This window comes from Ihubacter sp. rT4E-8 (genome assembly GCF_049852125.1).
Classification (GTDB): Bacteria; Bacillota; Clostridia; order Peptostreptococcales; family Anaerovoracaceae; genus Senimuribacter.
The window spans coordinates 2,337,188-2,362,921 of sequence record NZ_CP187532.1 but is presented as its reverse complement, the minus strand read 5'-3'; the positions used below and the strand labels follow the sequence as shown (position 1 = coordinate 2,362,921).

Genomic DNA, 25,734 nt, shown 5'->3' with positions numbered 1-25,734 from the left:
AGAAGATAAAAGAAACAACGCTGCAGTCTTTTGGCAATAGAATCGGAAACGATGACAATAGAATTTACATAATGACCTGCTGCGGTACAGGCTGTACCTCGTCAGGCGCAATTAAGAATCGTGAAAAACTCAATGAGTTGATGGACAGAGACGGACTTCATGATCGTGTGCATATCGTACAGACAGGATGTTTCGGTCTTTGCGCGGAAGGCCCAATTTTGATGGTTTATCCGGAAAATGTAATGTACACCAATGTAACGCCAGATGACATCAATGAAATCTGGGAAGCGCACATCAAAAACGGCAGAATCGTAGAACGCCTGAAATCAGAAAATGAGCTTGATTTCTTCTCTAAGCAGATGCGTATTGCTCTTAGAAACTGCGGTAGGATTGATCCTGAAAACATTGACGAATACATCGCTTACGGCGGATACGAGGCGTTGGCGAAGGTTCTGACAGAGATGGAGCCAGAAGACGTCATTAAGGCTATGAAGGACGCGGGACTTCGCGGCAGAGGCGGCGGTGGTTTCCCAACCGGCGTAAAATGGCAGTTTGCGGCTGATCAGCAGGAAAAAGAAAAGTATGTAGTATGTAACGCTGACGAGGGCGATCCAGGTGCGTTCATGGACAGATCTGTTCTGGAAGGCGACCCCCATGCTGTCATTGAAGCTATGGCGATCGCAGGCTACGCCATCGGCGCGTCCCAGGGCTATGTATATGTTCGCGCGGAATATCCAATTGCGGTACAGAGACTGGCCCTTGCCATCGAGCAGGCGAGAGAATATGGTCTCCTGGGAGATAACGTACTGGGTCTGAAATTTAAATTTGACCTTGATATTAGATTGGGCGCAGGCGCTTTTGTCTGTGGTGAAGAAACTGCGCTTTTGACTTCTATCGAAGGAAACCGCGGCGAACCGAGACTGAAACCGCCGTTCCCGGCAGTAGAAGGTTTGTTTGCGAAACCGACCATTATCAATAATGTAGAAACACTTGCCAATATTCCGCAGATTATCAACAAAGGCGCGGACTGGTTCGCCGGCATCGGTACAGAAAAATCCCACGGCACTAAGGTCTTCGCTCTTGGCGGAAAGATTAACAATACAGGTCTTGTAGAAGTCCCGATGGGAACGACCCTGCGCGAAATCATTTACGAAATCGGCGGCGGTATTCCAAACGGAAAGAAATTTAAAGCGGTACAGACCGGTGGTCCTTCCGGCGGCTGTATTCCGGCAGAATTCCTTGACAGCCCGATTGACTACGACTCCCTGATTGAGCTGCAGTCCATGATGGGCTCCGGCGGTATGATCGTCATGGACGAGGATACCTGTATGGTCGATATCGCGAAATTCTATCTGGAATTTACCGTAGACGAATCCTGCGGAAAGTGTCCTCCGTGCCGTATCGGTACCAAGAGAATGTTAGAAATTCTGACGAAGATTACCGACGGAAAAGGCTCGCTGGAAGACCTTGACGAACTGGAATATCTGGCAAAGAATATCAAGAAGGGCGCTCTTTGCGGTCTGGGTCAGACAGCGCCGAATCCTGTGCTTTCTACCCTGAAATATTTCCGCGACGAGTATGAAGCCCATGTGGTAGACAAAAAATGTCCGGCTGGCGTATGCGTATCGATGCTGCGGTTCGTGGTACATGATGAGCTTTGTAAGCATTGCGGTCTTTGCGCGAGGAACTGTCCTGCACAGTGTATTACCGGCAGCAAGACAACACCTTACGTCATCGACAACGAAAAATGTCTCAAATGCGGCGTCTGCATGGAAAAATGTCCGTTTAAGGCTATCATGAAGAACGCATAAACTGGAGGGCTAAATGATGAAAAATAAAAAAAGAGTACAATTAACCATAGACGGCATGGATGTTAACGTGCCGGAAGACTACACCATATTGCAGGCGGCGAAACAGGTCAACATTAAAATTCCGACGTTATGTTTTTTGAAAGACGTCTGTGAAATCGGCTGCTGCCGTATGTGTCTTGTAGAAGTAGAAGGCGCGAAGAACTGGCAGGCTTCTTGCGTACAGAAGGTTGCTGACGGTATGGTAGTAAAAACCCATACGCCGGATATTCTCAACTTCAGAAAGAAGAATCTGGAATTGATTCTTTCCAATCACCCGGCTATGTGTCAGAGCTGCAACAGAGGTTCCACAGGATGCGAGTTGAAGACTTTGGCCAACACCATGGATACGGAGTTTGCCAACTATGCCAAGAATCAGGAAGTGGTAACTGCAAATCAGGTGATGGATATCGACAACGGTATTTCTATTATGCGTGACCCAAACCGTTGCATCCTATGCAGAAGATGTATCAGCGTTTGTCACAACGTGCAGACTGTCGGAGCCATTGACGTCATCAACAGAGGCTTCAGCACGGTGGTCAGCACGACCTTCAACCGTCCGATCGACGAATCAAAGTGTGTCAACTGTGGACAGTGCATCAATGTTTGTCCGACCGGCGCACTACAAGAGCATTCCAGTCTTGATGATCTCTGGGAGCTGATGAAGGATTCTTCGAAGCATGTAGTAGTGCAGACGGCTCCTGCGGTGAGAGCGGCATTGGGAGAAGAATTCGGTATGCCGTTCGGCACAGATGTTACAGGAAAAATGGTTACGGCGCTGCGCATGATCGGCTTTGACAAGGTATTTGATACGGATACAGGCGCTGACCTTACGATTATGGAAGAAGGAACGGAGCTTCTGGATCGTTTGAACAACGGTGGAAAGCTGCCTCTGATTACGTCCTGTTCTCCAGGCTGGATCAAATTCTGTGAACATTTCTTCCCGGATATGCTGGATAATCTTTCTTCCTGTAAATCTCCGCATGAGATGCTGGGCGCCATGATTAAGTCTTATTACGCTGAGAAGGCCGGCATCGATCCTGCCAATATCGCGGTAGTTTCTGTTATGCCTTGTACAGCTAAGAAGTTTGAGGCGCAAAGAGAAGAACTGGCGGCAACCGGTTATCCTGACGTAGATCTAGTACTGACTACAAGAGAACTGGCAAGAGCGATTTCTGCGTTCGGTATCGACTTCCCGGCGCTGCCTGACAGCGACTTCGACAATCCGCTGGGCGTTTCTACCGGCGCTGCGACTATCTTCGGCGCTACCGGCGGCGTTATGGAAGCGGCGCTGCGTACAGTAGCGGATATCGTAACAGGTGAAAGCTCGGATTCTATAGACTATATGCAGGTGCGCGGACAGGAATCCGGTATCAAAGAAGTGGAACTGGAAATTGGGGATGTGAAGCTGAAAGCTGCCGCGGCACACGGTCTCGGCAATGCGAGAAAGCTGATGGAAAGAATTCAGGCAGGCGAGCATTTTGACTTTATAGAAGTCATGGCTTGTCCTGGCGGCTGCGTTAACGGAGGCGGTCAGCCACAGCAGCCTTCTTCCGTTCGCAACTGGATGGATTTAGGTGCGGAGCGCGCGAAAGCGCTGTACACCAGCGATCACGAAAGCTTTGTAAGAAAGTCTCACAAGAATCCGGTTATCAAAGAACTGTATAAGACATATTTGGATAAACCGGGCAGTGAGAAAGCGCATCATTTGCTCCATACGCACTATCATGCAAGATAATAGAATATAAATATTTACTAAGGGAGAGGCTGCCTGCATGCAAAAACATGCAGGCAGTTTTTCGTGTGTTGAAACATTTTACTGGGTTATTTTTTTGTCCGTCCATGCATAGGCTAGAATGGGACAGGGGGTAGTATTGTGAAAGAAAGAGTAAGTCCGATCAGAGTTATCAAATATGCTGGAGCGTATATTGCTTTCGAGATTGGATCAGGGTTTGCTACGGGACAGGAGATTTTGCAGTTTTATACATCATATGGAGCGATGAGCATTGGGGCTGCTGTCATCAGCATGATTCTGTTTGCCTGGGCGGGAGGCAGTATTATGAAGATTGGACATGAAGTCGGAGAAGCCGCTTCACAGAAGCCGTACAGGTTATTGTGCGGCAAATGGTTAGGCGCTTTCTATGAGTATTTTGTATTGTTCTATCTTTTTGCGGTATTAGCAGTTATGATTTCTGGCGCGGGCGCTTCGCTGCAAGCGTACTGCGGCGTGCAATATTATGTAGGCGGAATACTTATGGCTCTGCTGGTGTTTGCGGCCTTTGCATTTGGATTGGAAAAACTGATTGACATAGTGGGTCTTATGGGGCCGCTGATTATTGGCTTTTCTATTTTTATCGCGATATGCACTATTACAGCGAATTTTGGAGATTTGATGACTGGCAATGTGGATGTTGGGGCGCTGAAAGAATTACGGCCGGCACAAAATTGGTGGTTCAGTGGGATTCTTTACGCGGCGTATAATACGGTTAGTTCTCTTGCCTTCCTTATGGCGTTAGGCAGAGATGCAAGGTCTTCCAGGGAAGCGGTTGCCGGAGGTGTAACAGGGGGAGTTTTACTGATGGTTACTGTAATCTTTATGAATCTGGCTCTGATGGCAGGGTTGGACGCGGAGGAGCATAGTATAGTTCCATCTTTGGAATTAGCTGAAGATATTTCTTCTGTGGCAGCTACACTGTTTGTCTGTGTTATGATATGTGGAATTTTTTCTACTGCCGCTCCGGTGTTGTGGTCTATTTGTAATGGACTTGCACGGCCCAGGAGTAAGGCGTCGCTTATCATCGCTTTGCTGGTCAGTCTGGATGCCTTTGTATTAGGACAGATGCCCTTTGATAAATTGGTAGCGGCGATTTATCCTTTTACCGGATATTTAGGCATGCTTTTGTTGGTATGTGTAGCCAGATATCAGCTGAAGCATAAGAAAAGAATGGCTGCGTAAGGCGTCGGTATGTACACCTTGCAACCATTCTGATATAAACATACTATGTAGTTATTGCGCATTTTCCGCTTCGTGCCGATCCACATCGAAACGGTCATAGTGCAGCTTTAGAAGCCTTTTTGCCATATCAAAGTCTCCGGTCATGATTGCGCTGAGAATTTGTTGGTGTTCCATAACAGCTCTTTTGCGGACGGTATCGATGTACCAGTGATCGTACATGACGGTTAGATAGAAAAGATCTTCAATTTCGCGGTATTGCTTGGTTAAATAGGCGTTTTCGCAGCATTGGATAAAAGCGCTTTCAAAAGCAATGGAGTATAGAGCATATTCTTGTTCGCTTTCGGCGTCTTCATGGGCGATTTGGCCTTTTAGAGCATCTTGGAGCATGGCGATAAGTTTATCGATACGTTCTGTATACAGACATAATTCCAATGCGCCCAGCAGCATACTGAGAATAGCCTGAGCTACGGTTTCGACACGTTTCCGGGAAAAGGAAATGACGAAGGGACCCGCATTAGGGTAGATTTCTATGAGGCCGTCGCGTTCTAACATGGAAAGGGCTTCCCTCACTGGTGTGTTACTGACGTTGAGCTCCTTTGAAATAGCGGTAATCGATAAGCGGCTGCCAAAATCATATTTGCGGTTTAAAATATTGCCTTTAATAATACCGTAAATTTGCTCACGGATGGGAGCCTTTCTGAGATCCTGTTTCATGGGACACCTCTCTTTCTAATATGAACATTTTATGATAGGTCGAGAAGATTGTCAAGTATGAACAAAAATAAAAAGACTGAAAATATTGAAAGATGTTAAAAACACGAAACACTTTTCGGAATATCCTGGTAAAAAAGTATGAAATACCTGTATAAGTATTGAAAATAAAGGTTTTTTGACGGTAATAAATCTGGTATTGGATAAAGTATACAAATAGAAAATAATACAAAAAAAATTAGTTTATTTTGTTGAAAAAAACATATTTTTGAATAATTTAATGTTTTTTGAATAAAATTTAGCCAAACGAATTGACAAATTTTTTGGTTGGATTAAAATATAGCCATCAAGACAAAAGCCGATCTGGCTGCCAGCTTGAATCGACAGTGCCGCTGCAGGCTTTATGATGACTGGCCTGCGGCAGGATGGTAGATAAAAAAGGAGGAAGAAATCTTATGAAAAGATTACTGACAGGCGATGAAGCTATCGCAAGAGGCGCGTACGAAGCAGGCGTTACGCACGCAGCTGCATATCCGGGAACACCGAGTACGGAAATTCTGGAAAATGTTGCAAAATACAAAGAGGTTTATGCAGAATGGGCACCAAACGAAAAGGTAGCTATGGAATCTGCTGCAGGCGCGTCTATGGCTGGAGCAAGAAGCATGGCTTCTATGAAGCACGTAGGTGTCAACGTAGCTGCTGACCCGATGATGACCTTTGCAACTATGAGAGTAAATGGCGGCGCCGTTTTGGTAACTGCTGACGAGCCGGGTATGTTTTCATCCCAGAATGAGCAGGATAACAGAAATTTTGCGAAGATGGCAAAGATGCCGATGTTTGAACCGGCAGATTCTCAGGAATGCCTCGATATGATGAAGGAAGCATATGAAGTTTCTGAAACCTTTGGCGCACTGGTACTGATGAGAATGGTTACTCGTGTATGTCACTCCAAGTCCCTGGTAGAGGTTGGGGAAAGAGTGGAAGTTGCCAACAGACCTTGGGAAAAGGATCTTGCAAGATTCGTTTGTGTTCCTGCAAATGCAAGAGTTAACAGAGTAAATATGGAAGAAAGAACCAGAAAACTGGCTGAGTACTCCGAGAAGTCCAAGTTCAACTTTGCTGAGATGAATGGAACTAAGATTGGCGTTATCGCGTCCGGCCCTTCTTACTATTATGCGAAGGAAGTATTCGGAGAAGACGCTTCTTATTTGAAATTAGGTTTTACATTCCCTCTGCCGGCAGAAATGATTAAAGAGTTCTGCAGCAAAGTGGAAACTATTTATATCGTTGAAGAAGACGATCCATATATCGAAGAATTTGTACAGCGTCTCGGATTCGTTTGCCATGGTAAGGACACATTCCCTGCATATGGCGAAATGACTTCCGATGTGCTGAGAAAAGCTCTCTACGGCGAAGAACTGCCGCAGATTGAATATGCAAAAGACAAGGTAATCAAACGTCCGCCTACACTTTGCGCAGGATGTCCGCACAGAGGTTTGTTCTATAGATTGGGTAAGAGAAAAGACGTTATGATCACCGGCGATATCGGTTGCTATACCTTGGCATACGGCGCGCCTTACAACGCAATGGACGCTGCAATCTGTATGGGCGCATCCATTTCCATGGGTCACGGCGCACAGAAAACCTTTAACAGAGAAGGCATCAAGAGAAAGGTTGTTACCGTACTGGGCGATTCCACTTTCTTCCACACAGGTGTAAATTCTCTGATGAACACGGTTTACAACAACAGTAACACCATCAACGTAATCCTGGATAACAGAATTACCGGTATGACAGGACATCAGCAGAATCCGGGCACTGGTTATACTGTAAAAGGCGAAGAAGCTAACATGATTAACATGGAAGAACTGGTAAGAGCTATCGGTATCAAGCATGTAAAAGTAATCAATCCGAACAATCTGGAAGAGGTTGACGCTGCTTTCGATGAATTCTGGGATTTGGATGAACCGTCTGTAATCATCACAAGATGGCCGTGCGTTCTGAAGAAGTTCTCACCGGCTGATCTGGAAGAATTCCCAGGTCTGTTCCAGACAAAGGATGTAGTAGATCCTGACAAGTGTATCGGATGCAAGCTCTGCCAGAAGACAGGCTGTCCGGCTCTGATCTTTGACAAAGATACCAAAAAGGTACATATCAACAGAGCTGACTGCGTAGGCTGCGACGTTTGCGCACAGGTTTGCCCGAAAGATGCCATCGTAAAGGAGGAGAAATAAAATGACAAAGAATATTTTATTATCAGGTGTCGGCGGACAGGGCACCATCACTGCTGCAAAGATGCTGACCTTTGGCCTGATGGAAGCCGGTTATGATGTAAAAATGAGTGAGATTCACGGCATGAGCCAGAGAGGCGGCGACGTTGTTTCTCAGGTAAGATACAGCAAGGAAAAGGTATTCTCTCCGGTTATCGAAAAGGGTACGGCGGACATCATCGTTTCCTTTGAAGAAATGGAAGCATTGAGAACGCTGGATTACCTGAAACCGGACGGCGCGGTTGTTGTAAATACAGAAAGAATTCCTTCCATGACGGTTTTGACCGGCGTAGAGGAATACGCGAACGATGTGATTGAGGAAATCGAGAAGTCTGCAGATCACGTACACGCTATGGATGCATCCAAGATGGCTGCGGACCTGGGCAATGTAAAGGCTGCCAACGTTATTCTGTTAGGCGCGCTGGTGAAGCTGATGGGTCTTGACGATATTGATTGGGAAGATATCATCAGAAAGAATGTAAAGGAGAAGTTCATCGATCTGAACCTGAAAGCATTCAAAGTTGGCGCGGACGCTGTAAAATAAATCCTTTTGCTTATTCAGAGGCTGTGAGGTTTTCTCGCAGTCTCTGACTGTTTTTTGCATAGTTTGAAAATTGCCTATCATGTCATAAAAAAATTGATTTTTCGGAAAAATTTTTCTTTCCATTTGAAGAAGAAAGCAGTAAAATATAGTTATTAAATTATGAAAAGGCAGGTAAAGTAAGATGATTTCAAAAAAGATGGAGCCATTAGTGGCTAACAGTTCTGTGGTCAGAGCTATGTTTGAGGAAGGTAAGAGGATGGCCGACGAGTATGGAGCGGAAAATGTCTTCGATTTCAGCGTAGGTAATCCCAGCGTACCGGCTCCGGCAGAGGTAAAAGAGGCTATTATCGATATTATTGAAAATGAGGATCCCCTCTATGTACATGGCTATATGAGCAATGCCGGTTTTCCGGAGACTAGAGAAGCCATAGCGGATAATTTGAACAGACGCTTTGGAACAAGCTTTAATATGAATAATATCATTATGACGGTAGGCGCCGGCAGCGCTTTGAACATTTTGCTCAGAACTATGCTGAATCCGGAGGATGAGGTAATTGTATTTGCTCCGTATTTCCTGGAATACGGCAACTATATCAGGACCTACGGCGGCGTTACGGTAGAAGTGTCACCGAATCCGGAAGGGGGATTCATGCCTAGATTAGACGAATTTGAGGCAAAGATCACGTCGAAGACGAAGGCGGTTATCGTTAATAATCCCAATAACCCGACCGGAGCGGTTTATTCAGAGGAGGTAATTAAGGGACTGACGGATATTCTGAAGAAGAAACAGGAGGAATTTGGAACCGTAATTTATCTGTTGTCAGATGAACCATATAGAGAATTGGCTTTCGGCGGCGTAGACGTACCTTATATGACAAAATACTATGACAATACTGTTGTCGCGTATTCCTACAGTAAGTCATTGTCTCTGCCTGGGGAAAGAATCGGTTATGTAGTTGTTCCTGATGAATCTGATCAGGCAGAGGAGTTTATTCAGGCTGTAACTGTAGCCAATCGTGTAGGAGGCTTTACTAACGCGCCGTCTTTGATGCAGCTGGTGATTCAGCGCTGTGTAGACGCGCAGTGCGACGTTTCGTATTACGAGAAAAATGCCAATTTGTTATACGAAGGTTTGACCGCTTTAGGCTTTGAATGTGTTAAGCCGGAAGGCGCTTTCTACTTATGGATGAAGTCTCCGGTAGAAAATGAAAAGGAATTTGTGGCCGCTGCGAAACGGTATAACCTTTTGTTGGTGCCGGGAAGCTCTTTTGCCGGACCGGGATATGTACGGATGGCATACTGCGTTTCCGAAGAAAAGATCAAAGGCGCTTTGCCTCGGTTTGCTGAACTGGCAAAGGAATATTTTTAAAGAAATAGGCTGTCGTTTATAAAATGAAAAACTGGTACGGGTTAAGATAAAACACGTACCAGTTTTTTAGAGTGATATTGGTGTATCAGTTTGCTTTTTTCTTAGAAATTATGATGCTCACGATACCGCAGATTGCCATCAGATAAGGATAGAACAGATACGGTATGATATCAAAGGACGTCAGGCCGGTCAGAGTAGCAGCGGATAAAAGCTGCGCGCCGTAAGGGATAATCCCCTGAAATACAGATGCAAACATGTCCAGCAGGGAGGCGCTTCTAGATGGCTCGATACCGTAGTCATCGCTGATTTCTTTTGCGATAGGTCCGGCGATTACGATGGCAACGGTATTGTTGGCTGTTGCAGCGTCTACAAGAGATATCAATGCGGCGATGCCGAATTCGGCGCCCTTATAGGTATGTACGCGCTGATGTATTTTTTCCAGAATAAAGGTAAATCCACCGTTTTCTTTGACCAAAGCGCTGATAGAGGCTACCAGAATGGAAATGACCGTAATATCATACATATTGGTTACACCGGAGCCGATAGAGGTGAATACGTTGGATATTTCCAGGGTTCCTGTCAGCAGTCCTACAATGACAGAGAGGATCGTGCCGCCGATCAATACAACGAATACGTTGATGCCTATGAGGGCAGTGATGAGGACAAGGATATAAGGAACTACCTGAAAAACATTATAGGTCAGTTCCTCTTCAAGGGTGAATTGGCTGCCTCTGGTGAGGAAAAACAGGATGATGATCGTGGCGATGGCCGCGGGAAGGACGATGAGAAAGTTTCTCTTGAACTTGTCCTTCATTTCACAGCCCTGCGTACGTACTGCGGCGATGGTAGTGTCAGAGATCATAGACAGATTATCTCCGAACATTGCGCCGGAAACAACCGCGCCGATGCAGATCGCCATGGCAAAGCCGGTTTTCTCTGAAATACCTACGGCGATAGGCGCAAGCGCTGCGATCGTACCCATGGAAGTACCCATAGAAACAGAAATAAAGCAGCCGATAACAAATAGTCCGATCACCGCAATGCCGGGAGGCAGAAGGGAAAGTCCCAAATTAACCGTACTGTCTACGCCTCCGGCGGCAGAAACAGCGCCGGAAAAAGCGCCGGCAGCCAGATAAATCAGACACATGGTAATGATGTTGTCATCACCGACGCCTTTTGCAACGATAGACAGCTTTTCATTGAAGCTTTTGTCTCTTGTCTGTACGAAGGCTACCGCCAGCGCGATCAGAAAGCCTACGACAGCCGGCATGGTATAGAAGTCGTTGAGAAGGATACCTGAGCCTAGAAAAAGGACCAAGAATACAAGGATGGGCAGAAGCGCCCAGCCGCTCGATTTGATTTTTGATTCATTCATAACGTTTCTCTCCTAAATAATATGATTACCTACAAAAAACTCGACCTTCGTTGACAAAGGTCGAGCAAAAAGCATCACTTTGCAATATATATTTTACCAAAGGATTACTTGCGGTGCAAGGATAAATTCCGTACTTTCAGCTTTCGGTAAGGAGAATACAGAAAGCCTAAGAAACGGTTATAAGTTTTAAATCCCCAAGTAGCGGCGAAGGAGTTTCGACGCCGGTGCTTCCGCAGGAATTTTCTTTCTGTTCCGCCGAATGCGGCAATACCGCCTTCCCTGACACAGGCGATCAACTGATTGTTACAGGTAATATCACGATCGAAGTCTGTAAAAGCCATACCTATATAATCGTCTTTATGAGCGTCTGAGCCGCCGAAGCATTGTTTTCCGTATTTTTTCGCTAAAAGCTGCGCAACCTGGTTGGAATGAATCGTTTCACAGGTATTGAAACCCTCCAGAAAATCAAATTTTTTAATCAAATGCGGATTACGTCGAATCTTGTTACAGAACATAGCGCTGGAGCTGCGTGCGCCAAAGGGATGGGCGGGCCCTAATATACCGCCGTAATGATGTACAATTCGTTCCAGCAGTTCTATGGACATGCCGCGCACCTGAAGCACGCGCAGGAAAACGCGATCCGGCATGATGACCAGAAAATGTCCGGCGTCGCGCGTATCGTATTCTACGCCCGGAAGCACTGTGAAATCACGATATTCCTTCGGCAGAGATTCTTTGATCTCTAGCCAGTGGCGATAACCCTTGTAGGAGTCATGATCAGTGATCAGCATACCGTCGAAGCCTTTGCTATGCAGCAGGCGGATGTACTGCTCAATAGGAACTTTAGCATCTATAGAACCTGCCTTAGTGTGGCAGTGCATGTCAAATTTCATGAAATAAATCACTTCCTTCTCTTAATAGTTTATACCTGTTTAGCTGCGCATACAAGTTAAGAATTTGTGAAGAAGGTGATCAATTTGTGGAAGCTGCATTGCATCTTTGTGCGGGGATATAAATTAGGAAAAAATCTGTAGCCGATAAAAACAAATAATAGTCACCTTTTGTGAAAAAAATGGTTGACAATGATAGAGAATATCGTTATACTTACTGTTGAAAAAGAAAAGATAAGGAGTAAGATATGACGACGATGACAACGACGGTAAAAGATGGAGATAAGCTGCGTACCTATGATATGGTACTCATAGCGTTGTTTGCGGTTTTGATGGCAGTATGCTCGTGGATATCTGTTCCATTGACCGTGCCGTTTACATTGCAGACGTTTGGTTTGTTTTTAACGGTAGGCGTGCTGGGCGGAAAACGGGGAACATTAGCTATTCTGATATTTATTCTGCTTGGCGCTATAGGACTGCCGGTTTTCTCGGGGTTTACAGGAGGTATTGGTATTCTGGCAGGGACCACAGGAGGATATATCGTGGGATTTCTGTTATCCGGTCTGGCAATGTGGGGATTGGAAAAGCTTATTGGCCGGAAAACATGGGCGCTGGCTGTTTCTATGATCTGCGCAATGGTAATTTATTTTGTCTTTGGAACGATTTGGTTCATGGCGGTATATACGTCTACCACGGGAACAATTGGCTTGATGGCGGTTCTGGGTTGGTGCGTGATTCCTTTTATTATACCGGATATTCTGAAACTGATATTGGCTTTAATGCTCAGCAACCGTCTGCGCCGCATTATGAAGCTACAGTAAAAAATTCAATATATTTAAGAAAACGCTCTGCCGTAAGGGGAGCGTTTTCTTTGTGTTCTGCTTCAACTTTATTCTCGATAGTCCAGATATTCTAGAAAGCGCTTTACAGCAAGGGAAGCATTTTTCTGGCTTCGTAGAATCAGCGCCAGATTTCGGTATGCGGGTACTTCCAGATGTTTTGTTATGATATTGTAAGGCGCGCGTTTTAGGATCAGGCTGGGCAGAATGCTGATACCGAGGCCGTTTTCCACCATAGCCATAATAGCGTAGTCGTCGAATGTGGAGCATCGAATATTTGGCGATAGGTGATGGCGTGTAAATATCTGGGCAACATCGATTCTTTTTCCGGTTTTGGGAAGGATAAAAGGATCGTTGCAAAGGGCCTGCAGTGGGAATTTGTCGCAGTGTTCCAGCGGATGACCTTTGGGAAGGGCGACAAGGAGTTCGTCCATTTCAAGATGAATGGTTTCCAGCGGAGAGCGAATCGGCAGAGGAAGAAAGCCGCAGTCTGCCCTGCCGTTTACAACCCATTCTTCAATTTCTTCATAATTGCCCATAAGCAGCTCATAGTCAATGCCGGGATAGTCGGTCTGAAAATGTTTAATTATCTTTGGAATCCAATGGGTGGCAATGCTGGAAAAGGTCGCGATGCGAATCAATCCGGTATGAAGTCCGGAAAGATCGTCTACCTGTTCTATCAATGCATCGTATTCTTTGCATAAGGACTGAATAAAGGGCAACAGTTTTTCACCTTGGGAAGTGAGCCATACGCCGGCTTTACCTCGTTCCAACAAGGTCAGATTCCATTCCTTTTCAATATCAGCGATCATGCGGCTGATTCCTGACTGAGAATAGTTTAAAAGTTCTGCGGCTTTAGTAAAACTGCCATATTCTACGGTTTTAAGAAAAGCCTGGTATTTCTGCAAATTAGATTCCATGGCACACGCTTCTTTCTATCTGGATTTGTCATGTAAAAGATGATAAAAATTTGCTTTTGTAATTTTGTTAATAATGATACACTATTTGCAGAAAAAATACAAGTATTTAGGAGGAATGAAATGCAAGGAAACCTTTCTTTAAAAAGGGCGAACGGCGCAGAGAAGACCATGGGTAATGAAATGCAGGCACAGAGTACAGTTCGCGTAAAAAAAGCGTTCAGCTTGGAAACGCTGGTATTTCTAGGGATATTTGGCGCTATCTTTGGTGTTTTAGGGAGCCGGATGGGCGCGGTAAATTTGATGAATACCATGCTGAATACTGCTTACGATCTTCTGATGAATACTGTTTTTTATATTATGGCTATTGCAGTAATAGCGGGAGCCGTCGCGGGTCTTCTTACGGAATTTGGCGTGGTGGCAGCAATTAATAAAATTCTGTCGCCTTTGATGAAGCCATTGTATGGTCTGCCTGGAGCGGCGGTAGTAGGCGTTATGACTACATATTTATCGGATAATCCTGCAGTGCTTACTTTGGCGGAGGATGATAATTTTCGGCGGTATTTTAAGAAGTACCAGCTGCCGGCGTTAACGAATATCGGTACGGCTTTCGGAATGGGTATGATCATTACTACATTTATGATCGGCCTGAAAGCGCCTGACGGAGGGAGCTATACAGCGGCGGCTTTGATCGGAAATCTGGGCGCGATTATCGGCAGTATTGTCAGCGCTCGACTTATGTTGATCAAGACGAAAAAAATGTATGGCACAGAAGAAAAAGCTGATGTAAAGAATACCGGCGTGGAAATTTCGATGAACGAGAGAATTATTCGAAACGGCAGTGTTGGAGGCCGTTTTATGGAGGCTATGCTGGAAGGCGGCAAAAATGGTGTTTCTATGGGTGTAGCTATTATTCCGGGCGTATTGATTATCTGTACGATTGTTATGATGCTGACTAACGGCGCGTCAGATGACGGCACCTTTACCGGCGCGGCCTATGAGGGAATCGGATTCCTTCCATGGGTAGCGGAAAAACTTAATGTAGTGTTGTCTCCGTTGTTTGGTTTTACTTCTGCAGAAGGAATTTCTGTGCCGATTACAGCCCTGGGCGCGGCAGGCGCGGCCATTGGCCTGGTGCCGGGTCTGGTAGAAGGCGGTTTGGCCACAGGAAACGATATCGCGGTATTTACAGCTATGTGTATGTGTTGGAGTGGATATCTCAGCACCCATGTAGCGATGATGGACTCCTTGAAATTCCGTCACTTGACTGGCCATGCTATCCTATGCCATACGATTGGCGGTTTGTGTGCGGGTGTAGCGGCGCATTGGATGTACATATTGATTTGTTAGCAGATGATTGAAATAGTAAAGTGCCTTTCTTAATAATAAATGTCTTAAATTGTGCGGAGGCCGCCGGGAAAAATTGATTCCGGCGGCCTCCGTGCGTTTGCGCGATTTATTTAAATCGCCACTTGCATCTTACCGATGAGAGCATATATAATAGAATCATGATTTTACTTAACGCAGAAAATATCAAAAAAACTTATACTGAAAAACCGCTTTTGACCCGTATTGATCTATCTATTGCCGACACGGATAAAATCGGACTGATCGGCGTTAACGGCACGGGAAAAAGCACCTTATTAAAGATTATCGCCGGAGCAATGGAGGCGGAAGATGGCACGATTACAAAGTCAAAGGATTTAAGGACTGCCTATTTGCCGCAGAATCCTGTTTATGATCCTGAGATGACGGTATTGGAACAGGCTGAGGCATATCTAAAAGAAATGGGCAGGAGCTATGAACCATATCAGTGTCAGTCGATGTTGACTCGGCTTTCAATGTTTGATTTTGATCAGAAAATGGGACAGCTATCTGGGGGTCAGAGAAAACGGGTCGCTATGGCGGCTGTTTTGACTTCGGACAGCAATCTTTTGATTTTGGACGAACCTACGAATCATATGGATGCAGAGGTAATTTGCTGGCTGGAAAATTTCCTGTCAGACTTTAAAGGCGCGCTCTTTATGATTACCCATGACCGGTACTTTTTGGATCGGGTGACGAATCGCATTGTTGAAATTGATAATGGCTGTTTGATTAGCTACGATGGCAATTACGATTATTATCTGGAGACAAAGATGGCGCGCCGTGAAATGGCTCTTGCCACAGAGCGGAAGAGACAGGCGATATATAAGAAGGAATTGGCGTGGATACGGCGCGGAGCGCAGGCAAGAACTACGAAAGCAAAGGGCCGCATACAGCGATTCCATCAACTGGAGGACAGTAAGCTAGTTATCGATGACCCTAAATTGGAAATTGATACGGTTTCCAGCCGTCTCGGCCGTAAGGTTATCGAAATCCATGACCTCGCGAAAGCCTACGACGGAAACCCCTTGATCAAAGACTTCAGTTATACCCTGCTGCGAGGTGACCGTTTGGGGATCATAGGGCCTAACGGGTGCGGAAAGACGACGCTGCTGTCCATGATTATGGGTAACGTGACGCCGGACGCGGGTACAGTGGTTCAGGGTGAAACGGTGAAAATCGGGTATTTTTCACAGGAGAATCAGGCGCTGGATGAGAGCGTGCGTGTTATCAAATATATTGCTGACATAGCCGGTACGGTGCGCACGGAAAGTGGAAGCTTCTCGGCTGCTCAGATGCTGGAGCGTTTTCTATTCCCGTCGAACATGCACTCGGTGGAAATCGGACGGCTGTCGGGGGGTGAAAAGCGACGGCTCTATCTGCTCAGCGTTTTGATGCAGGCGCCCAACGTATTGATCCTGGACGAACCTACGAATGATCTGGACATTGAGACCTTGTCTGTATTGGAGGATTATTTAGACGATTTTTCCGGAGCGGTTATTGCGGTGTCCCATGACAGATATTTTTTGGACAGGGTAACCCGCAAAACCTTTGCATTCCTAGGTCAGGGAGAGATTAAAGCGTACAACGGCAGTTACAGCGACTATGAAGCCCGCAGGCAAGAAGAACAGGCCCAGGAAAAGCGGCGCGCCAAGTCTGCACAGTCATCAAAGGGTGTCAGACGAAATGATGTCGCTTCGTCTGGGGACGACCATCTATCCAGCAAAACGAAATCAGAGCGTCCCCGTTTTACCTACAAAGAGCAGAAGGAATTTGAGACGATTGAGGAGGATATAGCAGCGCTAGAAGCGCAGTTGTCGCAGACGGAAGCCGATATGGCGGAAAATGCCACAGATTATTCCAAGTTGGCTGCTTTGACCGAGGAGAGAAGCCGATTGGAGATAGAATTGATGGAGAAGATGGAACGGTGGGAGTATCTGTCTGAGTTGGCGGAAAAAATTGCAAATTATAAAAGGAGATAAATTATGGCTGATATTAAATATGATATTATAGAAGAAATAGGAATTTTATCGGAAAACGCAAGGGGCTGGAGGAAAGAGCTGAATCTGATCAGTTGGAATGGAGCGGCAGCTAAATATGATCTGAGAGATTGGGCTCCTGATCATGAGAAGATGGGCAAAGGCATTACGCTGAATAAGGAAGAAGCAGGAGCTTTAGCTAAACTGTTGGTGCAGAGAGAATTGTAGGAGGTGTTGGTTTATGGAAAAAGTATTGTTTTTAGATGCCTGTATCCGCGACCGGCAATCCAGGACAAAGAAGCTTTGCAATACGTATATTGGGTTGTTTATGAAAGCGCATCCGGAGGCAGTGTTGGAAACTGTTACGCTGCGCAGAGGAGTGGTACAGTCTCATACAGAGGATGAATTAGAAGAACGGGACGGCTATATTCGACGGAAGGATTTTGATCAGCCTATGTTTGATTTGGCTCGTCAGTACCAGTCGGCAGATTATATTATTATCGGTACGCCTTACTGGGATTTGTCTTTTGCCGCGATTTTGAAAGTGTATATTGAAAATATTATGGTGGCCGATTTAACCTTTAGGGCTACGGACCAGGGTTTTGTCGGGCTTTGCCGTGGAAAGAGGATGATCTATATTACAACGGCGGGAGGGGCTATCGGCGATAAAAACTATGGCTATGATTACATGCGCGCAATCGCGGATATGACTGGAATTGATGAGACACGGTGCATCAAAGCAGATATGCTGGATATCGCAGGTTACGATGCAGAAGCAATTATGGACGCTGCAGTAAAGGAGATCGAAGATATGTTTTAAAAAAGCGCTGTTGTTGCTGCTGTTGCTGCTGTCTCAATGGTGAATTTAAGGGAATTGCCGAAAAGAGGGCGAAACCTTAAACTCAGAGTTGGATAGTTTAAGGGAATTGTTGAAAAGAGAACGAAACCTTAAACTCAGGGTTGGATAGTTTAAGGGAATTGTTGAAAAGAGAACGAAACCTTAAACTCAGAGTTGGATAGTTTAAGGGAATTGTTGAAAAGAGAACGAAACCTTAAACTCAGAGTTGGATAGTTTAAGGGAATTTGAGTGAGAATAAGGATTCCCTTAACCGGGTATGAGAGGATGCTAAGCGTTTTGATAAAGGAAAGATATAATGTGCGTGCATCCTAATATTGAAGAAAATATTTGTAAAAACGCACAAAAAAACTGTTGACATTGGAATTTTAAAGTAGTAAGATACTCTTAATTGAATAGCAAGCCAAAGACTTTGACGGAGACAGTAAATTTACGTGGAAAAGGTTCCAGCGAACCGGGGATGGTGTGAGCCCGGCACTGAATGTAGATGTATATTGAAAATCACTCCTGAGTTGCAGGACTGAAAGGCATAGACTATGACAGCCGAGTAAGTTTTGACGGGCCTTCCCCGTAATCGGAAGAACATATGATGGTATGTTGTAGCAGGTGGTTTAGCGAAGATTGTTTTATCTCCGTCCTGATACAGGACGGTTTTTTTTATGACCTAACCCGGTGAAAGCGAGCGATAGCGAAGGTTGAAGCGTAGGTAGGTCAAACGCGAGGCTTGCCCAAGAGGACGAGAGGAGACGCGAAGTGCGATTGGCAGCAAGCTACGGCGAGAGCCTAACCCGGTGAAAGCGAGCGATAGCGAAGGTTGAAGCGTAGGTAGGTCAAACGCGAGGCTTGCCCAAGAGGACGAGAGGAGACGCGAAGTGCGATTGGCAGCAAGCTACGGCGAGAACCTAACCCGGTGAAAGCGAGCGATAGCGAAGGTTGAAGCGTAGGTAGGTCAAACGCGAGGCTTGCCCAAGAGGACGAGAGGAGACGCGAAGTGCGATTGGCAGCAAGCTACGGCGAGAGCCTAACCCGGTGAAAGCGAGCGATAGCGAAGGTTGAAGCGTAGGTAGGTCAAACGCGAGGCTTGCCCAAGAGAACGAGAGGAGACGCGAAGTGCGATTGGCAGCAAGCTAGGGCGAGAACCTAACCCGGTGAAAGCGAGCGATAGCGAAGACGTTAGATCAAAAAATAAAAGTAGGAGGAAAATCGATGCAAATGGATAAGAATACAGTGGAAATCAGATGGCATGGCCGAGGAGGACAAGGCGCTAAGACGGCATGCCTGCTTCTAGCAGACGTAGCCTTCAGTTCAGGTAAGCAGGTGCAGGGATTTCCAGAATATGGACCAGAGAGAATGGGAGCGCCGATTACAGCATATAACAGAATTTCAGATGGAAAAAACAGAGTACATTCCAATATTTATGAACCTGATTATGTAGTTGTTGTAGATGAGACCTTGCTGCATACGGTGGATGTGACCGCAGGGCTTTCGAAAGAAGGAGCGATTATTATCAACAGTAGTAAAGAGCCATCAGAATTGAGACCTTTGTTATCGGGATATGAAGGTAGGATTTGTACTGTAGATGCAGAGAAGATTTCTGTTGCGACTTTAGGCAAGAATTTTCCGAATACGCCGATGCTGGCAGCTATAGTAAAAATCAGTCAGGTAGTAGAGAAGGAGAAATTTCTTCAGGATATGGAAGAATCTTTTAAACATAAATTCGCGTCAAAGCCGGATGTTATTGATGGCAATATGAAGGCTTTGAAAATGTCCATGGATCAGGTTAAGGTAGATTGAGGACGAAAGACATGCGTAAAAATGCGAAAGTTTTAGAAAGGAAGTCAGTAATGAGATCAGCGAAGAATATCAATGAACATAGCGCCTGGCAGGAATTGACCTGTGGAGCAGAGATCTATGAGCCGGGCACATCCAGATTAGTTAATACAGGAGAATGGAGAATATTAACCCCATTTTTCAATTCTGAAAAATGTAAGCACTGCATGCTTTGCGTACCTTTTTGTCCAGATGTTTCAATTCCTGTTAAGGATGGACGCAGACAGGAAACAGACTTATATCATTGTAAAGGATGCGGTATTTGCGCAAAGGTATGTCCGTTCGGTGCGATTACCATGGGAAAGGAGGAAAAGTAGATGACTGTAAAAGATAGGATGAGTGGTAATGAGGCTATTGCATATGCAATGCGGCAGATCAATCCGGATGTGATGGGCGCATTTCCAATTACGCCATCAACGGAAATTCCTCAGTATTTTTCTAAATATATTGCTGACGGGAAGGTAGAGACGGAGTTCGTAGCAGTGGAATCTGAACACTCGGCTATGTCTACCTGCATCGGTGCGTCAGCGGCAGGCGCAAGGGCTATTACAGCAACCTCCTCCGCAGGTTTGGCGCTTATGTGGGAGCTGTTATATGTAGCCGCCTCCAGCCGGTTGCCTATTACCATGGCTGTAGTTAACCGTGCTCTAACCGGTCCGATTAACATCAATTGCGATCACTCAGACTCTATGGGATGTCGCGATACAGGATGGATACAAATCTATGCAGAGAATAACCAGGAGGCCTATGATAACTATATTCAGGCTATGCCTATATCCGAGCATTGCAGATTGCCGATTATGATTTGTCAGGACGGCTTTATCACCAGCCATGCGGTAGAAAACATCGAACTTCTGGATGATGCCGACGTGAAGGACTTTGTGGGAGAGTATGAGCCGGAGAATTATTTGTTAAAAGCAGAAAATCCGTTAGCAGTAGGACCTTACGGCGTGTCACCGTACTATATGGAGATCAAAAAGGCGCAGGCAGAGGCTATGAAGGATGCAAAAAAACGTATTCTGGAGGTAGGAAAAGCGTACGAAAAAGTATCCGGCAGAAAATATGGATTCTTTGAGGAATATAGAATGGAGGATGCAGAGACAGCGGTAGTTGTTATTGGATCTTCTGCCGGCACAGGCAAAGATGCTGTAGACGAGCTGCGTGAGCAGGGCAAAAGAGTAGGACTGATTAAATTGAGAGTTTTTCGTCCGTTCCCGATGGAGGAACTTGCAGAAGCTTTATCCAAGGTTAAAGCTGTGGCTGTTATGGATAAGTGTGAAAGCTTTTCTGCTTGCGGAGGACCGGTTTTTGCTGAAACCAGAAGCGCTCTTTATGATTTACCGCAAAGACCGTTAGCTGTCAATTACGTTTACGGTTTGGGTGGTAGGGATGTTACCGTGAATACTTTTGAAGAAATTTTCAGAGCCTTGGAGCAAATGGCTGAAAGCGACCAAGTGGGAGAAGTATACAGACACATTGGCGTGAGAGATTTGGAGGAGCAGAGATGAGCTACAGTTTAAAAAGAGAATTAGAAAAGAAGGGAAGATTCGCCCCGGGACATAGACTTTGTGCCGGCTGTGGTGCAGGCGTTGCGGTAAACGGTGTGCTGCGCGCGCTGGAAGAAGGCGATAAAGCGGTTGTATCTAACGCGACAAGCTGCTTGGAGGTTTCTACATATATGTATCCGTATACTTCTTATGAAGATAGCTATATTCACAGCGCTTTTGAAAATGCGGCCGCTATGACCGGCGGCGTGGAAACAGCATATCATGTCCTGAAGAAGAAAGGGAAAATTAAAGATAATTATAAGTTTATCTGCTTTGGCGGCGATGGCGGTACCTACGATATTGGATTTCAGTCTCTGTCCGGCGCTATGGAGCGGGGACATGATATGGTTTATGTTTGCTATGACAATGAGGCATATATGAATACCGGTATTCAGAGGTCATCAGCGACTCCCCGTTTTGCTGACGCGACGACAACGCCGGTAGGAACGCAGTCGTACGGAAAAGTACAGAACAAAAAAAATCTGACTGAGATTATTGCGGCTCACGGAGTACCTTATGCGGCACAGACAACGTTTCTGGGTGATTTTCGCGATCTGCATACTAAAGCGCATAAGGCGATTTATACAGAGGGACCTTGTTTCCTCAATATTCTGTCGCCGTGTCCAAGAGGCTGGCGTTATGAAATGGAAGATTTGGCAGAAATCTGCAAGCTAGCGGTAGAGACTTGTGTATGGCCTTTATACGAGGTGGAAAACGGCGTATGGCGGTTGACCTATGAACCTGCAAAAAAATTGCCGGTAGAGCGCTTTCTGGAAAAACAGGGAAGATTTAAGCATATGTTTGCAAAGGGCAACGAGTGGATGATCGAAGACGCTCAGAATTATGTAGACGCTCAGTGGGAAAAACTGAAACAGCGATGTGATCTTTAAACGGTTTGGTAAACACCTGGACAAACGGGTAATTCAAGCATATAATAAAAGCAGAAATCAGAAAGGAAGATGAGTAGTCATGATTCAAATTGAAATGCTAAATGTAAATGAAAGGCCGGTGCAAGGGCTGCGCATTGTAGCTCCGGGAGGAGAGGGACATCCAAACATGCTGGTATTGCTATGCAAGAAGGGATATATCATGTGCGGATATCTGAACACAAATACAGCCGAGGTAGTCAATGACGCCGCGGCAGTTATAGGTGGAAGTACGTTTGAGGAGATTTTGGCAAATCCGGTGAAAAGCGTAACGCCGGAAGCCGCTGCTTTAGGCGTTGAAGTAGGCATGACAGGGGCAGAGGCTGCAGATAAGCTGAACGGATAAGCGAAATATCATAAAGCAATAAGACATATGAACTTTAAAAGAGAGTAGGGGCTATAGACAACCCCTACTTATTTTTTAGAATAACACCGCCAATCAGCAGATAGTAATCAGGGACAGAAACGCCGTCTGACCACTGGGCGGAAAAGCCGAATTTATCTTCTATCAGCTTGACAGCAAGGATGCCAATGGATTCCAGCCCATAGCGCATGATTTCAGGATGCACGCAAGGGTGACCTGAAAGGCGGGCGCATTTTTTGCAGGCAACACATTCCTGGGCTGCCAGTCCGTAACTGCCGGGAGACTGTTGTTCCAGCTGTCGCATTTCTGCATCGAATCGTGTCTTTTCTGCGAAAAGCCAGTTCTGTGCATCTTCCGCGGTTGGAGCTGACGCACAGGAAACGCGGTCCACAATCAGATGGAACTGCGAAAATTGGCTCCAGAAGTCAGCCGGATCAAAGTCAAAGTCAGGACAAGACCAGGTTTTCTGATAGCCGGGGCACTGACTGCATTTACTGTGGGTCAGTGTAAAATCAAAATACTGTTCCAAAAGTTCGCTGACAGGAATGGTGGTTTCAAATCGTTCGATTTTATGCTTCATGTTTTAGTTTTCCTTCTACAATCATTCTTGCGATGATCTCCGCGCAGAACGCAACTGCAGTAGCGCAGTGGTGTGTGCCATTATGATCCATGTATCCCTGATCACCTTCCGGTGTTTTCCAGTCATAAACATCTCCCATGGTGTGAATCATGACGTCTTTGCAGAGAATGCCGCCGTATTCGTTGCGGAAGGTATCAGCAACTTCTCTGACCATCGCATGGCAGGCGTCGTAGTCGCCGCCCAAATCATCAATGGGACGACCGTAGCAGATGCTGATTGCCCACGCCGCCGCGTTAAGTGCGCCGCAGGTGCCCTCCAGGCAGCAGCCACAGCCTCCGGCAATTCCAAAACATGCTTTTAACATGTCTTCAGTGATGCCAAAGTCAGGAAATGCGGAATAAAGTCCGTTGAGCATACTTTGAATACAGTTGCCGTAGTCAGTTTCCGTCTGGATGCCGACGTTCATCGCTTTTCTGACTAACGCTTCTTTTTCTTCCTGCGGTAATTTTGTATAATCTTGCATGATAATAACTCCTCTCAGTTTCCACGATGTAGTACGTTAGAAATATTTTAGCTGAAAAGTGAGAAAAAAACAAGAGATCCGTCGTCATGACAAGATAATCAGCAAATCAATAAATTGAAATGCGGATTTTGAAGTGATAAAATTATTATGATTGAGTATTTGTGTACTTTGAAAGGAGAATTCTTATGAAATTGGTTGTTGTAGGCGGTGTAGCCGGCGGTGCGTCTGCGGCTGCAAGGACGCGCAGATTGGATGCAAAAGCAGAGATTGTCATTTTTGAGAGAGGGGCACATGTTTCCTTTTCCAATTGCTCTCTCCCTTACTATCTCGGAGGCGTTGTAGGCTCTGATGAAGACCTGATTATGATGTTTCCAGAAGATTTCAAGAACAATCATGATATAGATGTATATACGAGACATGAGGTGACAGCGATTAATCGCGACAGAAAGACTGTAACGGTGAAAAACCTGAACACGGGAGAAGCTTTTGAGGAAAGTTATGATAAGCTGGTTCTTTCTCCAGGGGCAAAGCCTGTCATGCCGAAGAGCATCAAAGGCATCGACGGAAGCAATGTGTTTACCATCAGAAACGTGACAGATATCAGCAGACTGAAGACCTATTTGGACGCTGCTGAAATGAAAAAGGTTGCGGTAGTCGGCGGCGGCTTTATCGGCATTGAGACAGCTGAGAATCTGCGTGAAGCTGGAAAACAGGTATCTGTTATTGAGGGAACCGGGCAGATTATGGCGCCGTATGACTATGATATGGTGCAGATTCTGCACAAAGAATTGGATGATCATGGCATCGACCTGTATTTGGAATCTTCGGTGACAGCCATAGAGAGCGGAACCGTGACGGCGGTAAAAAACGGTGAGACATTCAGCATTGAAGCAGATGCGGTTATTATGGCAGTTGGCGTTGCACCGGAGACGGAGCTTGCCGAAAAAGCGGGACTTGCAATCGGAGACAGCAGAGGCATCAAGGTCAATCACAACTATCAGACCACCGATCCGGATATTTACGCGGTAGGAGACGCCATCGAATCCTTTAACAGCCTGACTCATAAACCGGGCAGAATTGCGCTGGCAGGACCTGCGCAGCGTCAGGCAAGAGCGGCGGCGGATCATATGTATGGAATTCCTGCAAACAACAAAGGATTTATCGGTTCATCCTGTATCAAACTGTTCGGACTCAATGCGGCGTGTACGGGGCTGAACGAAAAGACAGCAAAGCAGGAAGGCTTTTCCTATGATTCTGTGATGATTTTTCCGTCAGATAAAGTCGGCATTATGCCGGGCGCCAACTACATGGTGTTTAAACTGATTTTTGAAGTGCCGACCGGCAGAATTCTGGGCGCACAAGCCATTGGTACCGGTGAGACAGATAAGAGAATTAACGTGATTGCGACTATGATTACCATGGGCGGTACACTGGAAGATCTGAAAGAATTGGAACTGTGCTATGCGCCGTCCTTCTCAACGGCAAAGGACGTCGTCAATCTGGCTGCGCTGGTAGCCCTGAATGTACTCAATGGAAGGATCAAACAGGTCCATGTGGACGAAGTGCGTGACTTAGCGGAGAGCGGCGCCTGCATCATCGATGTAAGAAGCCCGGAAGAATTTGAAGCGGGACATCTGAAATGCGCCAAAAACATTCCGCTGGGGCAGCTGCGCGGCAGACTTTCTGAAATTCCAAAGGATGTGCCGGTTTATCTGCATTGTCGTTCCAGCCAGAGATCCTATTATGCGACATGCTGTCTGCAGGGCAACGGATTCAGTAATATTTTCAATATCAGCGGTTCTTTCCTGGGAATCAGCCTGTATGAATACTTCAATGACAAGACGCTGGGCAGAGAGCCAATTGTAACAGTGTATAACTTTGAGTAATAGTAGTCAATTGATGGAGTTTTCAGAAATAGCAAACTGGTAAATAAAAGTAGCAAAATAATCATTGCGATATCCGACAAGAATGGTATAATGATGACAGAATTCATAATGTTTTGTGTCGTGACGCCAAATTTTTGATGTTTGTTTCTAATGTTTGATA

23 protein-coding genes are annotated in these 25,734 nt (G+C 45.7%); 17 read left to right on the top strand and 6 right to left on the bottom strand.

Annotation, left to right across the window (positions count from 1 at the left end):
• The first annotated feature begins 71 nt into the window (after window positions 1–71).
• The 3 genes from nuoF (at window position 72) to ACPW7J_RS11695 (ending at window position 4,803) form a co-directional block, all read left to right on the top strand.
• Window positions 72–1,811 (top strand): NADH-quinone oxidoreductase subunit NuoF, encoded by a 1,740-nt coding sequence (nuoF, locus tag ACPW7J_RS11705; protein WP_424960079.1) that lies wholly within the window; start codon window positions 72–74, stop codon window positions 1,809–1,811.
• 13 nt (window positions 1,812–1,824) lie between these two features.
• Window positions 1,825–3,585, top strand: coding sequence for an NADH-dependent [FeFe] hydrogenase, group A6 (locus ACPW7J_RS11700; protein WP_424960038.1), 1,761 nt, complete (start codon window positions 1,825–1,827; stop codon window positions 3,583–3,585).
• Window positions 3,586–3,723: 138 nt separating this feature from the next.
• The gene (locus tag ACPW7J_RS11695; RefSeq protein WP_424960039.1) at window positions 3,724–4,803 is read left to right on the top strand and encodes a hypothetical protein; all 1,080 of its coding nucleotides are present in this window, start codon (window positions 3,724–3,726) and stop codon (window positions 4,801–4,803) included.
• A 51-nt stretch (window positions 4,804–4,854) separates the two neighbouring features.
• Here ACPW7J_RS11695 and ACPW7J_RS11690 read toward each other — a convergent pair whose 3' ends face one another.
• Window positions 4,855–5,517, bottom strand: coding sequence for a GntR family transcriptional regulator (locus ACPW7J_RS11690; RefSeq protein ID WP_161874155.1), 663 nt, complete (start codon window positions 5,515–5,517; stop codon window positions 4,855–4,857).
• A 452-nt stretch (window positions 5,518–5,969) separates the two neighbouring features.
• Between ACPW7J_RS11690 and iorA the strand changes: the two genes are divergently transcribed.
• The 3 genes from iorA (at window position 5,970) to ACPW7J_RS11675 (ending at window position 9,697) form a co-directional block, all read left to right on the top strand.
• Entirely contained in the window at window positions 5,970–7,748 is a 1,779-nt protein-coding gene (gene iorA / locus ACPW7J_RS11685) for an indolepyruvate ferredoxin oxidoreductase subunit alpha (protein WP_161874154.1), read from the top strand.
• Between the two features lies 1 nt (window position 7,749).
• The gene (locus ACPW7J_RS11680) at window positions 7,750–8,328 is read left to right on the top strand and encodes an indolepyruvate oxidoreductase subunit beta (protein WP_161874153.1); all 579 of its coding nucleotides are present in this window, start codon (window positions 7,750–7,752) and stop codon (window positions 8,326–8,328) included.
• 181 nt (window positions 8,329–8,509) lie between these two features.
• Window positions 8,510–9,697 (top strand): pyridoxal phosphate-dependent aminotransferase, encoded by a 1,188-nt coding sequence (locus ACPW7J_RS11675; protein WP_161874152.1) that lies wholly within the window; start codon window positions 8,510–8,512, stop codon window positions 9,695–9,697.
• 85 nt (window positions 9,698–9,782) lie between these two features.
• On the opposite strand, the gene ACPW7J_RS11670 is transcribed toward ACPW7J_RS11675, so the two are convergent.
• Both ACPW7J_RS11670 and ACPW7J_RS11665 read right to left on the bottom strand, forming a co-directional pair.
• On the bottom strand, window positions 9,783–11,072 hold the full coding sequence (locus tag ACPW7J_RS11670; protein ID WP_161874151.1) for a Na+/H+ antiporter NhaC family protein: 1,290 nt from the start codon (window positions 11,070–11,072) through the stop codon (window positions 9,783–9,785).
• A gap of 104 nt (window positions 11,073–11,176) precedes the next feature.
• Window positions 11,177–11,965 carry a PHP domain-containing protein gene (locus ACPW7J_RS11665; RefSeq protein ID WP_161874150.1) on the bottom strand — a complete coding sequence of 263 codons (789 nt, stop codon included), beginning with the start codon at window positions 11,963–11,965 and terminating at the stop codon, window positions 11,177–11,179.
• Between the two features lie 245 nt (window positions 11,966–12,210).
• Between ACPW7J_RS11665 and ACPW7J_RS11660 the strand changes: the two genes are divergently transcribed.
• A complete protein-coding gene (locus tag ACPW7J_RS11660) occupies window positions 12,211–12,783 on the top strand; it encodes a biotin transporter BioY (RefSeq protein ID WP_161874149.1) in 573 nt (190 codons plus the stop codon).
• Between the two features lie 68 nt (window positions 12,784–12,851).
• On the opposite strand, the gene ACPW7J_RS11655 is transcribed toward ACPW7J_RS11660, so the two are convergent.
• Window positions 12,852–13,721 carry a LysR family transcriptional regulator gene (locus ACPW7J_RS11655; protein WP_161874148.1) on the bottom strand — a complete coding sequence of 290 codons (870 nt, stop codon included), beginning with the start codon at window positions 13,719–13,721 and terminating at the stop codon, window positions 12,852–12,854.
• A gap of 180 nt (window positions 13,722–13,901) precedes the next feature.
• Between ACPW7J_RS11655 and ACPW7J_RS11650 the strand changes: the two genes are divergently transcribed.
• The 9 genes from ACPW7J_RS11650 (at window position 13,902) to ACPW7J_RS11610 (ending at window position 22,567) form a co-directional block, all read left to right on the top strand.
• Window positions 13,902–15,068, top strand: a complete 1,167-nt coding sequence (locus ACPW7J_RS11650) for a CD0519/CD1768 family membrane protein (RefSeq protein ID WP_161874259.1) — start codon at window positions 13,902–13,904, stop codon at window positions 15,066–15,068.
• Between the two features lie 158 nt (window positions 15,069–15,226).
• Entirely contained in the window at window positions 15,227–17,065 is a 1,839-nt protein-coding gene (locus tag ACPW7J_RS11645) for an ABC-F family ATP-binding cassette domain-containing protein (RefSeq protein ID WP_425755293.1), read from the top strand.
• A 3-nt stretch (window positions 17,066–17,068) separates the two neighbouring features.
• Window positions 17,069–17,290 (top strand): YdbC family protein, encoded by a 222-nt coding sequence (locus ACPW7J_RS11640; protein WP_425755292.1) that lies wholly within the window; start codon window positions 17,069–17,071, stop codon window positions 17,288–17,290.
• 13 nt (window positions 17,291–17,303) lie between these two features.
• Entirely contained in the window at window positions 17,304–17,882 is a 579-nt protein-coding gene (locus tag ACPW7J_RS11635) for an NAD(P)H-dependent oxidoreductase (protein WP_425755291.1), read from the top strand.
• A 1,248-nt stretch (window positions 17,883–19,130) separates the two neighbouring features.
• Entirely contained in the window at window positions 19,131–19,712 is a 582-nt protein-coding gene (locus ACPW7J_RS11630) for a 2-oxoacid:acceptor oxidoreductase family protein (RefSeq protein ID WP_161874144.1), read from the top strand.
• 50 nt (window positions 19,713–19,762) lie between these two features.
• The gene (locus ACPW7J_RS11625) at window positions 19,763–20,065 is read left to right on the top strand and encodes a 4Fe-4S binding protein (RefSeq protein WP_425755290.1); all 303 of its coding nucleotides are present in this window, start codon (window positions 19,763–19,765) and stop codon (window positions 20,063–20,065) included.
• Complete coding sequence (locus ACPW7J_RS11620) at window positions 20,066–21,256, top strand: hypothetical protein (protein WP_425755289.1); 1,191 nt, start codon at window positions 20,066–20,068, stop codon at window positions 21,254–21,256.
• Window positions 21,253–22,185 carry a thiamine pyrophosphate-dependent enzyme gene (locus ACPW7J_RS11615; protein ID WP_425755288.1) on the top strand — a complete coding sequence of 311 codons (933 nt, stop codon included), beginning with the start codon at window positions 21,253–21,255 and terminating at the stop codon, window positions 22,183–22,185. Before ACPW7J_RS11620 ends, ACPW7J_RS11615 begins: the two co-directional genes overlap by 4 nt.
• A gap of 79 nt (window positions 22,186–22,264) precedes the next feature.
• Window positions 22,265–22,567 carry a YunC family protein gene (locus tag ACPW7J_RS11610; protein ID WP_425755287.1) on the top strand — a complete coding sequence of 101 codons (303 nt, stop codon included), beginning with the start codon at window positions 22,265–22,267 and terminating at the stop codon, window positions 22,565–22,567.
• Between the two features lie 64 nt (window positions 22,568–22,631).
• Here ACPW7J_RS11610 and ACPW7J_RS11605 read toward each other — a convergent pair whose 3' ends face one another.
• Entirely contained in the window at window positions 22,632–23,165 is a 534-nt protein-coding gene (locus tag ACPW7J_RS11605) for a DUF2284 domain-containing protein (protein ID WP_425755286.1), read from the bottom strand.
• Complete coding sequence (locus ACPW7J_RS11600; protein WP_161874138.1) at window positions 23,155–23,688, bottom strand: C-GCAxxG-C-C family protein; 534 nt, start codon at window positions 23,686–23,688, stop codon at window positions 23,155–23,157. The genes ACPW7J_RS11605 and ACPW7J_RS11600 overlap by 11 nt, the downstream gene beginning before the upstream one ends.
• A gap of 185 nt (window positions 23,689–23,873) precedes the next feature.
• Between ACPW7J_RS11600 and ACPW7J_RS11595 the strand changes: the two genes are divergently transcribed.
• A complete protein-coding gene (locus tag ACPW7J_RS11595; RefSeq protein ID WP_425755285.1) occupies window positions 23,874–25,574 on the top strand; it encodes an FAD-dependent oxidoreductase in 1,701 nt (566 codons plus the stop codon).
• Window positions 25,575–25,734: the final 160 nt, after the last annotated feature.